The sequence below is a fragment of the Sulfuricella sp. genome, from assembly GCA_041651995.1.
GTDB lineage: Bacteria > Pseudomonadota > Gammaproteobacteria > Burkholderiales > Sulfuricellaceae > Sulfurimicrobium.
Window position 1 is genome coordinate 714,743 of record JBAZID010000001.1, and the last position, 15,348, is coordinate 730,090.

Consider the following 15,348-nt stretch of genomic DNA (forward strand, 5'->3'; position numbering starts at 1 on the left):
GCCCCCTTTCCGTTTCGCGCCGCCCTATTTGACGGTACTGGCTGGCGCCTGTGTTTGCGATGCCGCGGGCGGCAGCCCTCTCAGTTCGCGAAAGCGTTTTTTGTCATCCTCGAAGCGCTTATTGATGACTTCAAGCTCCTGCCGGGATTTGGCCATGCTGTCCTGAAGTTTCTTGACTTCCCTTTCTGCCGCGTCAATTTCCGCCTTCAGGTCGGCGGGGATGGACTTTTTGCTTTTCACATAGCTGTCGTTTTGCTTGCGCAGCCCTTCCTGGCGGCCCTGCACTGACTTGATGCGCAGCTGGGTGCCGTCAATCTGCGCCTGGGTGGCGACAAGATTACGGTCGCGCGCCAGATCGATTTCCTTTTCGTTGGAATAGCTGAGCAGCAGCGCCTGGTCACGACGCTTCTGCTCGATGGATTTTTGCCCCTCATCCTGCTTCTTCGCGGCCTCGTCAGCCTGGGCCTGTCTTTCTTCATCCGTCAGATAGGTCGTTTTCTTTCTTTCCATGCCCCTGGACGAGATCTCGCTCGAAGAGCGGCATTTGGCTTCAACTTCGGGGGGGATGGAGTCACCATAGTAGGTGCGGCCCTTGTCGTCCACGCATTTTTTCATGGGCGCGGCTTGTGCCGCGCTGGCGCTGAGCGCCGCGGCGATGAGAATGATCAAAGTCTTCACTTGGGTTTCCTTATTTCACGCCATATTGATTGCGGTATGCAGCCACCGCGCCCTGATGCTGCGCCATCTCGGGATGGTGTTGCAAATAGCCGGTCAGGCTGTCGAGATCGGCAATACTGATAACGGGTATGTCATAGCTTTGGCTGACTTCCTGCACCGCGGAAAGTGTTCCCGTGCCGCGCTCCATGCGATCCAGCGCGATGGCCACGCCGCAGGGACGGGCGCCGTGAGCGCGGATCAGGTCCACCGACTCGCGCACCGAGATGCCGGCGGAAATCACATCATCGACGATCAGCACGCGGCCCTGCAAGGGGGCGCCGATCAGCGTGCCGCCCTCGCCGTGGTCCTTGGCTTCCTTGCGGTTGAAGCAGTAGGGCACGTTGCGCCCCTGTCCGGCCAGGGCGATGGCCACTGCCGCCGCCAGGGGAATGCCCTTGTAGGCCGGGCCGAACAGCATGTCGAAATCCAGCCCGGCAGCGAGAATCGCTTTGGCGTAAAATTGCCCGAGTTTCTGCAGGGCCACGCCATCGTTGAACAGCCCGGCATTGAAGAAATAGGGGGAAAGCCGCCCTGCCTTGGTCTTGAATTCGCCGAAGCACAGCACCTTGCGCTGAATGGCGAAGTCGATGAAATCCTGTCTGAAATCGGTCATGGCTTAATCAAAGTAAAGGGTTAATCTTGCGCATTATATCTGCAAATCTTAATGGCATTCGCTCCGCCAGCAGCAAGGGGTTTTTCGACTGGATGGCAAAGCAGGACGCGGATGTGGTCTGCGTCCAGGAACTCAAGGCCCAGGCCGCCGACATGAAGCCGGAAATGCTGAATCCCGAGGGCTTCAACGGCTGTTTCCACTATGCCGAAAAGAAGGGCTACAGCGGCGTCGGCATCTATTCGAGAAGCAGGCCGGACAGGGTAATCGAAGGCCTCGGCATCGCCGGCATCGACGCCGAGGGGCGCTACCTGCAGGCGGATTTCGGCAATCTGTCGGTGATCTCGCTCTACCTCCCCTCCGGCTCCAGCTCCGAGGAACGCCAGCAGGTGAAATTCTATTTTCTCGACAGCTTCCTGCCGCATTTGCGCGAGCTCAAGGCGAGCGGGCGCGGGATCATTCTGTGCGGCGACTGGAACATCGCGCACCAGGAAATCGACCTCAAGAACTGGAAAGGCAACCAGAAAAACAGCGGTTTCCTGCCCGAGGAACGGGCCTGGCTCACTCACGTATTCGATCAGGTGGGCTGGGTGGACGTGTACCGCCGCCTGCACCCCGAGGCCACCGGGGAAGCCTACACCTGGTGGTCGAATCGCGGCCAGGCCTGGGCCAAGAACGTGGGCTGGCGCATCGACTACCAGATCGCCACGCCGGGCGTGGCTGAAAAGGCAACGCGGGCGGCGGTCTACAAGGAGCAGCGTTTTTCCGACCACGCGCCGCTGGTGATTGATTACGACGGGACGCTGTGACCTTCCTCATTCCACGGCGCGACTTTTACCAGTAACAGCATCCCCGGCAGTGCCAGCAACGTGCAGAGCAGAAAAAAACTGGCCCAGCCGAGTTGCTCCACCAGATAGCCGGTCGCCGAATTGAACACCGTGCGCGGGACGGCTGCCAGGCTGGTAAACAGGGCGAACTGGGTGGCGGTGTAGAGCGGGTGGGTGGCGCGCGCGATGAAGGCGACGAAGGCCGTCGTGCCCAGTCCCACGCCCAGTGCCTCGAAGCCGATCACGCCCGCCAGCAATACCAGATCGTGGCCATTCCGCGCCAGCAGGGCGAAACCCAGGATGGACACCGCCTGCACCACGCCGAACAGCCACAGCGCGCGGTTGATGCCGAGTTTGATCATCCATATCCCGCCCAGCAGGCCGCCGATGATGGCGGGCCACAACCCGGCATGCTTGGCGACCAGGCCGATTTCCGTCTTGCTGAAGCCCATGTCGAGGTAAAACGGCGTCGCCAGCGCGGTGGCCATGCTGTCACCGAGCTTGTAGAAGAAAATAAATGCGAGGATCAGCAGCGCCTGCCGCCAGCCCGAGCGGGTGATGAATTCGTGGAATGGCTCCACCACCGCTTCCCTCAACGTGCGTGGCGCGCCCTTGATGCGTTCGGGTTCGCTTACCAGCAAGGTCATGGCGATACCGGGCAGCATGAACAGGGCGGTGATCAGGAATACGCTGTTCCACGGCAGGTGGTCGGCCAGAATCAGCGACAGGGAGCCGGGGATCAGGCTGGCGATGCGGTAGGCATTGACGTGGATGGCGTTGCCCAGGCCCAGTTCGGCGTCGAGCAGAATTTCGCGCCGGTAGGCATCCAGCACCACGTCCTGCGAGGCGGAGAAAAACGCCACGGCAGCAGCCAGATAAGCGATAGCCCAGATATCGAGCGTGGGATTGAACCAGCCGAATGCCGGCAGCGAAAAGAGCAGCGCCGCCTGAGTCAGCAGGATCCAGCCGCGCCGCCGCCCCAGCACCGGCCAGGCGAAACGGTCCATGAGCGGCGACCAGATGAATTTCCAGGTGAAAGGCAGCTGGATCAGGGCAAACAGGCCGATGGCCTTGAGATCGACGCCTTCTGAACGCAGCCAGGCGGGCAGCAGGCTGATCAGGATATACAGCGGCAGGCCGGAGCTGAAGCCGGTGAAAATGCAGATCAGCATGCGGCGGTTGAGTATGGCTTCGCGAAACATTTTTTCCTAAAAACCTCAGTTCGATAACCACGGAGGGCACGGAGAACACGGAGAAAGGCAGTTTGCGGTCATTTATGGGCCTCACCCGACGGGCGAATGCCAAACATCATGCAATCTATGGTTTTTGCTCCGTGTTCTCCGTGAACTCCGTGGTTAACGGCTTTTCAGCCTGGCAAGTTCGCCACCTTACCGGAAACAGGGCGCTGTGTCACAATGCCCGCCATGTCGGAACAAAGCCTTTTTGCGCTATTTCTCGTCGGCTTGCTGGGCGGCACGCATTGCGTCGGCATGTGCGGCGGCATCGTCGCCGCCATTTCCATGCAGCTGCCGGGACAGGGCACGCGCTTCAGTTACCATTTCGCCTACAACGCCGGACGCATCCTCAGCTATGCCGTTGCGGGCGGCTTGGCCGGTGCAGTGGGGGCGAGCACCTTGCTGCTGGAAGGAATGTGGCCGGTGCAGCAGGTCTTGTATGGGTTGGCGAACCTCATGCTGGTTGCGCTGGGGCTCTATCTGGCGGGGCTGTGGCAGGCGGTGACGCAGATCGAGCGCCTTGGCGGGCTGTTGTGGCGGCGCATCCAGCCCTTGTCGAAATCCCTGCTGCCGGTGCGCAACCCGGCGCAGGCTTTCCTGCTCGGGACGCTGTGGGGCTGGCTGCCGTGCGGCCTGGTCTACAGCGTGCTGATCACTGCGCTGGCGAGCGGAAATGCCATTTCAGGCGCGGCCAGCATGCTGGCTTTCGGCCTCGGCACCCTGCCCAACCTGATTGCCATGGGCCTGTTCGCCCAGCAGTTGCAGACCCTGACGAAGAACATCTGGGTGCGCCGGGCGGCGGGTTTGCTGGTGGCGGGGTATGGGGCGTGGGGACTGATGCGCCTGGCGCTGGCTTAGGGTTCGTCATTGCGAGCGTAGCGAAGCAATCTTGTTTCACCTTCGGGCCAACAAAAACAGATTGCTTCGCTACGCTCGCAATGACAGTTAGCCGCGCTCGATCCGGTAAGCCGCCACGCTGCCACGGATATTCGGCAGAAAACCGATTTCCCTCTCCCCTTCCATCACGACCCGTTCCAGAATACGAATGCCGCGCTGGGCGCAGAAGGCCTCGAAATCCTTGACGGTGCAGAGGTGGATGTTGGGCGTGTCGAACCACTGGTAGGGAAGATTGGGCGAAACCGGCATGTGGCCTTGCAGCACTTGCATGCGGTGGCGCCAGTAGCCGAAGTTGGGGAAGGCAACGATGGCCTGCTTGCCGACGCGCAGCATTTCCGCAATGACCTGTTCGATGTGACGCATGGCCTGCAGGGTTTGCGACAGGATCACGAAATCAAAAGAATCCGCTTCGAAGCCGGATAGTCCCGCGTCAAGGTCGTTCTGGATGACGTTAAGGCCTTTTTTCACGCAGGCGAGGATGTTGGCATCCGCGATTTCCACGCCGTAGCCGCGCGCCTGGCGGCTGTCCGTGAGATATTTCAGCAGGGTGCCGTCGCCACAACCCAGGTCGAGCACGCGCGAGCCGGGCGCTACCCAGGCCGCGATGGTTTCGAAATCATGACGTACCGTGGTGTTGGTCATGTTCATGCCTCCTCCACTATTCGTTCCATGTAGGCCCGCACCAGATTATGGTATTGCGGGTCTTCCATGAGGAAGGCATCGTGGCCGTGGGCGGCGGTGATTTCCGCGTAGCTCACGTCCAGATTGTTGTCCAGCAGGGCCTTGACGATCTCGCGCGAGCGCGACGGGCTGAAGCGCCAGTCGGTGGAGAAGGAAATCACCAGGAATTTCGCACGCGCAGCCTGCATGGTTTCGCTCAGGGAACCGTGCTGATGATGGTGGGTGGGGTCGAAGTAATCCAGCGCCTTGGTCATCAGCAGGTAGGTGTTGGCGTCGAAGCTGTCGGCGAATTTGTCGCCCTGGTAGCGCAGGTAGGACTCGATCTCGAATTCGACCTCATAGCCGAAGTTGTAGGCGCCGGTGCGCAATATGCGGCCGAATTTTTCACCCATCGCATCGTCCGACAGGTAGGTGATGTGGCCCAGCATGCGGGCGATGCGCAAGCCACGGCGCGGTACTACGCCGTGGGCGTAGAAATCGCCGCCGTGAAAATCCGGATCGGTCAGGATGGCCTGTCTGGCCACGTCGTTGAAAGCGATATTCTGCGCCGTGAGCCGCGGTGCGGCAGCAATCACCAGGGCGTGGCGCAGGCGGTCGGGGTGGTTGATGCTCCATTGCAGCACCTGCATGCCGCCCAGGCTACCGCCGACGATGGCGGCGAACTGGTGGATGCCGAGCCGGTCGGCCAGTCTGGCCTGGGTCTCCACCCAGTCCTCGACCGTCACCACCGGGAAACTGGCGCCGAAGGGCTTGCCGGTCTGGGGGTTGATGCTGGATGGCCCGGTGGAGCCGTGGCAGCCGCCCAGATTGTTCAGTCCGATGACGAAAAAGCGCCCGGTATCGATCGGTTTGCCGGGCCCGATCATGTTGTCCCACCAGCCGGGGCGCTTGTCGTGTTCGGAGTGGACGCCCGCCACGTGATGGTTGCCGGAAAGGGCATGACAGACCAGGATGGCGTTGGACTTGCCGGCATTGAGCGTGCCGTAGGTCTCATACACCAGCTCGTAGGACGGCAGGGTGGCGCCGCTTTTGAGCGTCAGCGGCGACTCGAAACGTGCGGTTTGTGGCGTGACGATGAGTTTGGACATATCCGGGCGATTATCGTGAATTTTTGCGGGAGCTGCAAATTTAGCCATCAGCGGTCAGCTATCAGCTGAACCGGTTTGGCTGATAGCTGAAGGCTGACAGCTGATAGCTATTTCACGCATTCAAGCGCGCCAGATACGCGTGCATTCTTTCCGGTTCTTCGGTTTTGAGCATGCGATTCACTTGTGAGGACAGCTCAGGCACATTGGTGCGCAGAATCTGCTGTTTCACTCTGAGCAAATGTGCCGGATGCATGGAGAACTGGCGCAGGCCGAGGCCCAGCAGCAGGCGGCTCATCCTGACATCGCCCGCCATCTCGCCGCACACCGAAACCGGGATGCCGGCCTTGTCGGCGCACTTGATGGTATAAGACACCAGTTGCAGCACTGCGGGATGAAGCGGGTCGTATAGATGCGCCACGCTGTCGTCGGTACGGTCGATGGCCAGGGTGTACTGGATCAGGTCGTTGGTGCCGATGGAGAGAAAATCCAGGTGCTTGGCAAAAACGTGGGCCGCCAGCGCCGCGGCGGGAATTTCGATCATGCCGCCGACGGGGAGGTTGTCGTCGAAGGGAATATTCTCCTCCATCAGGCTCTGTTTGGCATGGGCAATCAGATGAAAGGTCTGGTTAAGCTCGGCCAGAGACGACAGCATGGGGATCAGCATCTTGATTCTGCCGTAATGCGAGGCGCGCAGAATGGCACGCAACTGGGTGTGGAACAGTTGCGGTTCGGCCAGGCACAGGCGAATTGCGCGCAACCCCAGCGCCGGGTTGGCGCTGACGTTTTCTGCGCCGAATAATTTTTTGTCCGCGCCCAGATCGAGGGTGCGGATGGTAACCGGCAGGCCATGCATTTCTTCCGCCACGCGACGGTAGGCCAGGAACTGCTCTTCTTCATCCGGCAGGCCGCGCCGGTTGAGAAACAGGAATTCGCTGCGGAACAGGCCGATTCCCGTTGCGCCATTGGCTTTCACGTCGCCGATGTCGTCCGGCAACTCGATGTTGGCGTGGAGTTCCACTTCCGTGCCATCCAGGGTCGTGGCGCGGGTCGATTTGAGGCGTTTGAGTTTCTGTTTTTCCAGTTCCCACTGGCTCTGGCGCAGCTTGTATTCGGCCAGTACGGTCTTGTCCGGGTTGACGATAACGATACCCTGGCTGCCGTCGACAATGATCAGTTCGCGCTCGCGAATCAGGCTGCGTGCATGGTGCAGAGCCACGATGGACGGGATATTGAGGCTGCGGGCGAGAATCGCGGTGTGGGAAGTGGTGCCGCCAACATCGGTGACAAAGGCGGCGAACTGGTGCTGCTTGAACAGCATCATGTCGGAAGGGGAAAGGTCGTGCGCCACCAGAATGCCGGTCTGATCGGTACTGGCGAGGCCCGGGGTATGCAGGGTGGCGTGGCCGAGCAGGGATTTCAGCACCCTTTCCACTACCTGCACCACATCCGCCTTGCGCTCCCGCAGGTAGTCGTCCTCGATCTGATCGAACTGCGCCAGCAAGGTGTCCATCTGCTGCTTCAGCGCCCATTCGGCGTTGACGCGCTGTGTTTCGATGCTTTCCTTGGGGGCGGTCGAGAGTGTCGGGTCGCTCAGGATCAGGATGTGCAGATCGAGAAACGCATCGAATTCCGCTGGCGCATTGGCTGGAATGTCATTGCGCAGCTCCTTCAGTTCCTGCAGCGTGCTCTGGATCGCCGCATCAAAACGCGCGACTTCTTCGGGGATCTGTGCCTTGAGAATGCCATACTGAGGGACGTCCAGGCCGACATGCGAAACAAGATGGGCATGACCAATGGCGATGCCACCTGAAACGGCGACGCCATGCATGGTAAAACTCATCAAGCCCCCCACCGACAGCTGATAGCTGACAGCTGATAGCTGACCGCTCACTGTCATTCGCCTTCTCCGAATTTGTCGTTGATCAGGTGGATCAGCGCCTGCATCGCCTGCTCCTCATCCTCGCCCTCGATTTCAATGCCGATGGTCGTGCCCTTGGCCGCAGCCAGCATCATCACGCCCATGATGCTTTTGGCGTTGATGCGCTTGCCGTTGCGGCTGAGCCAGACCTGGCTCTTGTGCTGGCTGGCTGTCTGGGTAATCTTGGCCGAGGCGCGCGCATGCAGCCCCAGCTTGTTGCTGATTTCGATGTCACGTTGCAACATGGCAGGCGTCCATGGTGGTGTGGATGATGCCGTCGTGACCGCCGGAAAGCGCTTTTTCCACCACGGTGGCAAGCGGTTCGTCACGATAGGTGAGCGCCCGTACCAGCATCGGCAGGTTGACCCCCGCAATACCTTCCACCCGGCCCGCTTCCAGCAGGCGGCAGGTGATGTTGGTAGGGGTGGCACCGTAGATGTCGGACAGGATCAGCACGCCATCACCCTGATCGAGCTGGTGCAGCATTTCCATGGCCTGGGGCAGTATTGCCACCGGGTCATCGTGGATGGTGACACCGAGTTGCTGCAAGTGCAGCGGCCGGCTGCCCATGACATGGCTGGCGCAGTGAATCAGACTTTCGCCCAGGGCGCCGTGGGCAACAATAAGAATACCAATCATCGAAATTCCTTGGCTTGCGCCATCACTTCGGAAAAAAGCGGCATTTTACTCCGTTAAAACAGAAGTCGCATAGCGACACTCTGCCCCCCTCTCCCGCCGGGAGAGGGCAGGGGTGAGGGAGGCGGCAATGGCCGTCAGGGCGATTCGTGGAGTTTCAATCCTGTGTCGAAAAATGTGATGCGTTTTTTCATCGCGGGTGTCAGGTAAATCTCGCCCTGATCGTCGATCAACATGGCCTGATCCACCTTCATTTTCTTCAGCTCGTCGCGCCAGCCCTGTTTGCCGGCGATGAAAGCCGGTTTGGAGGCGACATCCGACAGCACGCCCGCTTTTTTGCCGGGCGGGATCAGCACGGTGACTGCCTGGGTACCCTGGGCCGGCTGGCCATTGCGCGGGTCGATGATGTGACAGTAGCGCTTGCCGTCGAGTTCGAAATAGCGCTGGTAGTCGCCGGAAGTGCCGACCGCCTCGCCATTGCGCAGTTCCAGCGTGGCGATGGCGCCGGATTTGCGCGGATGCTGGATGCCCACCCGCCACGGCTTTTTGCCGTGCTGGCCGAGGGCGATGATATTGCCGCCGATGTTGATCAGGGCATTTTTCACGCCCTGTGAGCGCAGGTAATCCGCCGCCACGTCAAGCGCGTAGCCCTTGGCGTAACCGCCCAGGTCCACGCGCACGGCGGGATTTTTGCTGTGGAATTCGATGCCTTCGATCACGATGTCCTTCATTTCAGGGCTGGCCTGCAGCCATTTTTCGATTTCAGCGGGATCAGGCTGCACCGGCCTGAATTCATCCCCATGAAAACCCCACAGCCGGACCAGGTTGCCGATGGCTGGATTGAACAACCCGCCAGATTGCCCGGAAAGCCGGGTGGCATCCTGGATGATGGGGATCAGGCCGGGCGGAATGGCCGCTTTCGCGGGCGCATTGGCAAAAATCTCGTTCATCCGGCTCAGAGAGCCTGGCTTCCATGGATGGAGAAATTCGTGCATCTGGTCGAAATCGGCCAGCACCTGGCCGGTGAGCTGTTTGGCGCGCGCCTCATCCTCGCCATAAATACTTATTTCCACCAGGGTGCCGAAGACATAGCTTTGTTGCTGGTAAAGGGGTTCCTTGCCGCAGCCGGACAGACTGATCGTCAACAGGAAGACCAGCAGAAGAAGGGTGAGGGGTGAGGGGTGAGGGGTGAGGAAAAAGCCGGCGCCCCTCCCTTTCCGCGCCTCACTCCTCACGCCTCACCCCTCACAGTCTTTTCCAGCGCATCCACGAACATCCCCGCCACATTGAAGCCGCTCTGCGCGGTAATTTCCTGGAAGCCGGTCGGGCTGGTGACGTTGATTTCGGTGAGGTAGTCGCCGATCACGTCGAGGCCGACCAGGAACAGCCCCTGTTCGCGCAGTTTCGGGCCCAGCGTGTCGGCGATTTTCCAGTCGTTTTCACTCAAAGGCTGGGCCACGCCCTTGCCCCCGGCGGCCAGGTTGCCGCGCGTTTCGCCGCCCTGGGGGATGCGCGCCAGGGCGTAAGGCACCGGCTCACCGTTGATCAGCAGGATGCGCTTGTCGCCCTGTGCAATTTCGGGAATGAAACGCTGCGCCATGACCGTGCGGGTGCCGAGTTGCGTCATGGTTTCGATGATCACATTCAGATTGGGATCGTGCTGCCGGATGCGGAAAATGCTGCTGCCACCCATGGCGTCGAGCGGCTTCAGGATGATGTCGCCGTGCTGGTCGATGAAGCCGCGGATCAGGTCTTCCTGTCGCGTCACCAGGGTGGGCGGCATGAACTGGGGAAACTTCGCCGTGGAAAGCTTCTCGTTGAAATCGCGCACTGCCTCGGGCCGGTTGAGAATGCGCGCGCCCTGTGCCTCGGCCAGCTCCAGCAGGTAGGTGCTGTAGATGTACTCCATGTCGAAAGGCGGATCCTTGCGCATCAGGGTGACATCGAAATCCGTCAGTTCGTGCCAGGCCGCTTCTTGCAGGGAAAACCACTTCAGGTCTTCGTCCACCAGTTCGAGCCGGCGCGCATGCGCCTTGACCTTGCCTTCGCTCAGGATCAGCTCGTGCTGTTCCATGACATAAAGCGCATGGCCGCGCGCATGGGCCTCGCGCATCATGGCGTAAGTGGAGTCCTTGCAGGTTTTAAGGGACTCAAGAGGGTCAAGAATGATCGCGAGTTTCAATTTACCTATCCAGCAGGCTGGTTGAGCGGCTGAATATCATAACCTTTTTGCAGCAAACGGGTAGCGATGCTTGGCGCGGGTTGTGATAAATGTCAGTTGCTGCAATAATCACCTGATCATAAGTAGGGCCTTTAGCGACACGGCGCGGTATTTGGGTTTATCCTGACAAAAATCCGCTGGCTACAGAGAACACAGAGTTCACACAGGTCTATGCCTCAATCTGACAGTAAACACCGAAAACCCAATCATCCAAGCGAAGCTTCCGGAGCCAGGCTGCCGAAGATCCATCTGAAGCGCTGGCCATTTGCGCTGGTTCTTGTCTGGACCATCGCTATCGCGGCGTCCCTGTACTGGAACTATCGCCAGACTCATTCCCTTTTGCTGGAACAGGCGCACAGTGAGTTGCGCGCCAATTTCTTCAAGGACCTGACATTCCGGCAGTGGGCCACAAAACATGGCGGCGTGTATGTCCCAGTCGACCGGGAAACCCAGCCCGATCCATTTGTTGCCTATCTTCCGGAGCGGGATATCGTGACCCCGTCGGGGCGCGTCCTGACGCTGATCAACCCTGCCCTGATGGTGCGCCAGTTCAACGAAATGGCGCAACAGAGTTACGGCGCCATCAGCCACATCAGCAGCTTGCGTCCGCTCAACCCTCTCAATCAGCCCGACCCGTGGGAAGCAGAAGCGCTGAAGATCCTCGCTGGCGGTACGGAAGAGATTACCGAGATTTCGCCGATCGACGGGGCCCCTTACCTGCGCCTGATCCGTCCGATGGTCATGGTCGAAGCCTGCCTGGATTGCCACAAGCAACAGGGCTACCGGGCAGGAGAACAGGCTGGTGGTGTCAGTGTATCGGTGCCTCTGGCGCCGCTCGATGCGGTGGAAAAGGAACGTATAGTTTCATTGGGCCTGGGACACGGCATTCTCTGGCTACTGGGCCTCTCCGGCATCGGCTTTGGAGCGCGCCAGCTTGGCCGGCGCATCAGCGAAAGAGAGTCGGTTTATTTTGCCCTGAAGGAAAGTGAGGACCGTTCCCGTTCCATCCTTTCCACTTCGCTCGACGCCATTATCACCATTGATCGGGAGGAGCGGATTACTGGCTGGAACCAGCAGGCGGAAACCATTTTTGGCTGGAGCGCAGAGGAAGTCATGGGGGAGCCTCTCTCCGGTAAAATCATTCCGCCCGGCGAGCGCGAAGCCCATCGGAGGGGCATCAAGCTGCTGCTGGAATCCGGCCAGGGACGCATCATCAACCAGCGCATTGAAGTCACCGGCTTGCGCAGGAACGGCGAGAAATTCCCGCTTGAACTGGCAATCGCCTTGATTGTCACTGACGGCCAACCTGCTTTCAGCGCCTTCCTGCGCGACATCAGTGAAAGCAAGCGCAACGAGGAAAAAATCCAGCGCGATTTTCACCTCCAACAAGCGCTGGCAGCCGTGCTGGAAATTTCCATCCGGCCGATCCCTTTCAATGAGAGGCTGGGGAACGCCCTGAGTTCCATCCTGGCAACACCCTGGCTGGCATTGCGCGATGCCGGTGCGATTTTCCTTGTTGCCGAGGATGGCGCCACTTTGCTGCTGGCGGCTCAGCAAGGCATCGCCGAGCCCATTCTGCAACAGTGCGCCAGTGTCCCGTTTGGCGAATGCATGTGCGGTTTGGCCGCAAAAGAGAAAGCCCCGATATTCGCCTCTGAAGTGGATGACCGCCACACGCGTTCTTTCCCCGGAATGCAAGCCCATGGCCATTACTGCCTTCCCATTCTGTCAGGGGAAAAACTGCTTGGCGTGCTGAATCTGTACCTGGTGGAGGGGCACCAGAAAAACGAAGCGGAGCTTCACTTTCTCTCGGCGGTTGCCCATGTTCTGGGCGGCATGATTCAGCGCCATCACGCTGAAGAACAATTGCAACATTCCGCCTATTACGATGCCCTGACCGGGATGCCGAACCGGGCCTTGCTGCTGGAGCGCCTCGATCGCTGCCTCAAGCGGGCGGTCAGGCACGACGAGTTTCGCTATGCCGTGCTGTTTCTCGATCTTGACCGTTTCAAAAACATTAACGACAGTCTCGGGCATACCAGCGGCGACCAGATTCTGGTGTCTGTTGCGGAGCGCCTGCAGCAATGCGTTCGCCCCGGCGACACGGTGGCGCGCCTGGGAGGAGATGAATTTGCCATCCTGCTCGACGACATTGTCGATATCCTGGATGCCTCCCAGGTAGCGGAGCGCATCCATTCCTCGATGTTCCAGCCGTTCGAATTTTCCGGTCACGAGGCATTCATCTCCACCAGCATAGGCATCACGCTGGGCAACCCGGCGTATAAAACGCCAGAGGACCTGCTGCGCGATGCGGATACGGCCATGTACCGGGCCAAGTCGCAGGGCACTGCCAAGACCTCCATTTTCGATGAGCAGATGCATGCCCATGTGGTTGCCCTGGTTACCATGGAAACCGAGTTACGGCGGGCCGTTGAGCGCCATGAACTGCGCGTGCACTACCAGCCCATCGTTTCCGCCACCAGCGGCGAGACCATCGGTTTCGAAGCATTGGTACGCTGGCCGCATTCAGAGCGCGGGATGATTTCACCGGCGGAATTCATCCCGGTCGCAGAAGAAAGCGGCCTGATTGGCAGCATTGGCCGCTGGGTGCTGCAGGAAGCCTGCCGCGAAGCGCAGGCCTGGCACACCCGGTTCCCGCACAGGGACGACTTGTTCGTCAGCGTCAATCTTTCGGCCAAGCAGTTTTTGCAAAGCAACATCAGCGAAGAAATTTTTCAAACCCTGCAGCAAAGCGGCCTGGAACCGCATCGCTTGCATCTGGAAATTACTGAAAGCGCCCTGCTGGACAATCCGGAAACCAGCAACCAGGTTCTCGTTGAACTCAGGGCCCGCGGCATTCAACTTTATCTGGATGATTTTGGTACCGGCTATTCTTCCTTGAGTTATCTCCACAGCTTCCCGTTCGATGCACTGAAAATTGACCGTTCCTTCGTTTGCATGCTGGGGAAAGGAAGCAAGCATGTCGGCATGGTCAGCGCCATCATCGCCATTGCCCGCAGTTTTGGCATGGACGTGATTGCGGAGGGTGTGGAAACCAGTGAGCAGCTTGAACAGTTACAGGAACTGGGGTGTCACAAGATACAGGGTTATTATTTCTCGCGCCCTCTTCCCGTCGAAGGCGTGGCAGAGTGGCTTGCCGGGAAATAGCGCAGAAAATGGCGACTCAAAGCTGCTTGAGCGCCTCGTCGATTCTTGCCGCCATATCATCGTGGATCAGCACTTCGTTACGTGGCACACAGGCAATCAGCATGATTCTGGCGGGGTGGCCTTCACGCAGGATTTCTGTCAATTCAACCGCCTTGACGGCGCCTTCATCCGGCGTTTCAAGCAAGATATTCATGTTGTCGAGATGCAGCGAAATTCCGTGAATCTGAAGTAATTTTTCCACGTTGTTCAGCACCAGCAGCAGCTGATCCATAAAATACTTCAAGGTCGGCTGGTGGATAGCCGTCTGGCCCAGCAGGGCTTCTTTTTCCCTGATCAATGTGCAGATTTCGGCCATCTCGCCGTCGCTGTATTCGACGTGGTCACACAGGCAGGCCTTGCCGCTGTCCTGACGCAGCTTCATTCGCATGCGGGCGCGCAACAGGGCCAATTCCTGCTCCAGCTCCCCGCATTCGGAGCGTTCCGCCTCGATGTTGGCCAGCACCCTGTGCGCCACAAACTCCAGGGCAAAGGCTTTCAGCTTTTCGCGCAAGCCGCTTTCGCTGCCGGCGGATGCAACAATCCGGTGATCGGTGAAGCTGATCTGTGTCTGGGGAACCTCCCGCTGCATCATGTCGCCCCTCATCGCGATACCCAGCACCTTGCGAACCTGCATGGTGGAGGCAATCATGACATGGCAGCTGTCAATATTTCCGGGCTGCGCGGTGGAAATGCAGTTACGCAGGGAGGGGTCGCGGTTGAAAGTTTTTCCCATCTCCAGGCCATTTGCGAACATGGCCCGCAACACCGGCGTCGAGCTCCACTGCCGCGTTGCCGCATCGACCGGCCCGGCAATGCTGTCGATGACGTGCTGGATATGCTTCAGCGCATTCCATACCGGCCTGCTGAGCGTCTCCTGACAATCGGTGAGAAATCGCATGCGCGGATTGATTTCATAAAACAGCTGCTCGATGGCCGCGTCGATTTCAGCCTGGTGCGACTGAAGGTGTTTCTGTTTCAGATAGCGCCGTAAAACGCGTCGGATCAGGCCCATTTTTTTTCGCTGACATTACGCATATGGATTCCCCCCAAAATGCAAAGACCCCGTTGGCTCATGCCTGCGCCTTCCCCAAACATCATGCCAACAGAGCGCTCAAGAGTGACGGGCCTATAGTAGCGTTTTGGCCGCCCCGGTACTTGACCGTTGGTGATCAAAAGCAAGAGACTTGAACGTTTCGTCCTTGCCGCTTCCATTCACACTGTGCACTGCAAAAATAATCTTGGCTAGATGGTTCGCCTTTGGCGATAATGCTCATGACATTCAACTTCTGGCGGTTTTGATGCAGTCAACCT

14 protein-coding genes are annotated in these 15,348 nt (G+C 59.2%); 3 read left to right on the plus strand and 11 right to left on the minus strand.

The window, feature by feature from the left end:
- Nucleotides 1–24: 24 nt before the first annotated feature.
- The gene (locus WC392_03405; protein MFA5241405.1) at nt 25–678 is read right to left on the minus strand and encodes a hypothetical protein; all 654 of its coding nucleotides are present in this window, start codon (nt 676–678) and stop codon (nt 25–27) included.
- A 10-nt stretch (nt 679–688) separates the two neighbouring features.
- Nucleotides 689–1,330, minus strand: coding sequence for an orotate phosphoribosyltransferase (pyrE, locus tag WC392_03410; protein ID MFA5241406.1), 642 nt, complete (start codon nt 1,328–1,330; stop codon nt 689–691).
- Between the two features lie 26 nt (nt 1,331–1,356).
- Here pyrE and WC392_03415 point away from each other — a divergent pair, with 26 nt between their 5' ends.
- Nucleotides 1,357–2,136, plus strand: a complete 780-nt coding sequence (locus WC392_03415; GenBank protein ID MFA5241407.1) for an exodeoxyribonuclease III — start codon at nt 1,357–1,359, stop codon at nt 2,134–2,136.
- On the opposite strand, the gene WC392_03420 is transcribed toward WC392_03415, so the two are convergent.
- Nucleotides 2,118–3,356: an AmpG family muropeptide MFS transporter gene (locus tag WC392_03420; GenBank protein ID MFA5241408.1), complete on the minus strand. Its 1,239-nt coding sequence runs from the start codon at nt 3,354–3,356 to the stop codon at nt 2,118–2,120. The genes WC392_03415 and WC392_03420 overlap by 19 nt on opposite strands.
- Nucleotides 3,357–3,578: 222 nt before the next feature.
- Between WC392_03420 and WC392_03425 the strand changes: the two genes are divergently transcribed.
- Complete coding sequence (locus tag WC392_03425; GenBank protein ID MFA5241409.1) at nt 3,579–4,247, plus strand: sulfite exporter TauE/SafE family protein; 669 nt, start codon at nt 3,579–3,581, stop codon at nt 4,245–4,247.
- Between the two features lie 87 nt (nt 4,248–4,334).
- Here WC392_03425 and metW read toward each other — a convergent pair whose 3' ends face one another.
- The 7 genes from metW to gshB all read right to left on the minus strand — a co-directional run bounded on the left by metW (nt 4,335) and on the right by gshB (nt 10,791).
- A complete protein-coding gene (gene metW / locus WC392_03430; protein MFA5241410.1) occupies nt 4,335–4,928 on the minus strand; it encodes a methionine biosynthesis protein MetW in 594 nt (197 codons plus the stop codon).
- A gap of 2 nt (nt 4,929–4,930) precedes the next feature.
- A complete protein-coding gene (locus tag WC392_03435) occupies nt 4,931–6,055 on the minus strand; it encodes a homoserine O-acetyltransferase (GenBank protein ID MFA5241411.1) in 1,125 nt (374 codons plus the stop codon).
- A 112-nt stretch (nt 6,056–6,167) separates the two neighbouring features.
- A complete protein-coding gene (gene ptsP, locus WC392_03440; GenBank protein ID MFA5241412.1) occupies nt 6,168–7,895 on the minus strand; it encodes a phosphoenolpyruvate--protein phosphotransferase in 1,728 nt (575 codons plus the stop codon).
- A 53-nt stretch (nt 7,896–7,948) separates the two neighbouring features.
- Nucleotides 7,949–8,218 (minus strand): HPr family phosphocarrier protein, encoded by a 270-nt coding sequence (locus WC392_03445; GenBank protein ID MFA5241413.1) that lies wholly within the window; start codon nt 8,216–8,218, stop codon nt 7,949–7,951.
- Nucleotides 8,205–8,612: a PTS fructose transporter subunit IIA gene (locus WC392_03450; GenBank protein ID MFA5241414.1), complete on the minus strand. Its 408-nt coding sequence runs from the start codon at nt 8,610–8,612 to the stop codon at nt 8,205–8,207. The genes WC392_03445 and WC392_03450 overlap by 14 nt, the downstream gene beginning before the upstream one ends.
- 134 nt (nt 8,613–8,746) lie before the next feature.
- A complete protein-coding gene (locus WC392_03455) occupies nt 8,747–9,844 on the minus strand; it encodes an FAD:protein FMN transferase (GenBank protein MFA5241415.1) in 1,098 nt (365 codons plus the stop codon).
- Nucleotides 9,841–10,791 carry a glutathione synthase gene (gene gshB, locus WC392_03460; protein ID MFA5241416.1) on the minus strand — a complete coding sequence of 317 codons (951 nt, stop codon included), beginning with the start codon at nt 10,789–10,791 and terminating at the stop codon, nt 9,841–9,843. Before gshB ends, WC392_03455 begins: the two co-directional genes overlap by 4 nt.
- A gap of 210 nt (nt 10,792–11,001) precedes the next feature.
- On the opposite strand from gshB, the gene WC392_03465 reads away from it, so the two are divergent.
- Nucleotides 11,002–13,998, plus strand: a complete 2,997-nt coding sequence (locus tag WC392_03465; protein ID MFA5241417.1) for an EAL domain-containing protein — start codon at nt 11,002–11,004, stop codon at nt 13,996–13,998.
- Between the two features lie 16 nt (nt 13,999–14,014).
- Here WC392_03465 and WC392_03470 read toward each other — a convergent pair whose 3' ends face one another.
- On the minus strand, nt 14,015–15,049 hold the full coding sequence (locus WC392_03470) for a hypothetical protein (GenBank protein MFA5241418.1): 1,035 nt from the start codon (nt 15,047–15,049) through the stop codon (nt 14,015–14,017).
- Nucleotides 15,050–15,348: the final 299 nt, after the last annotated feature.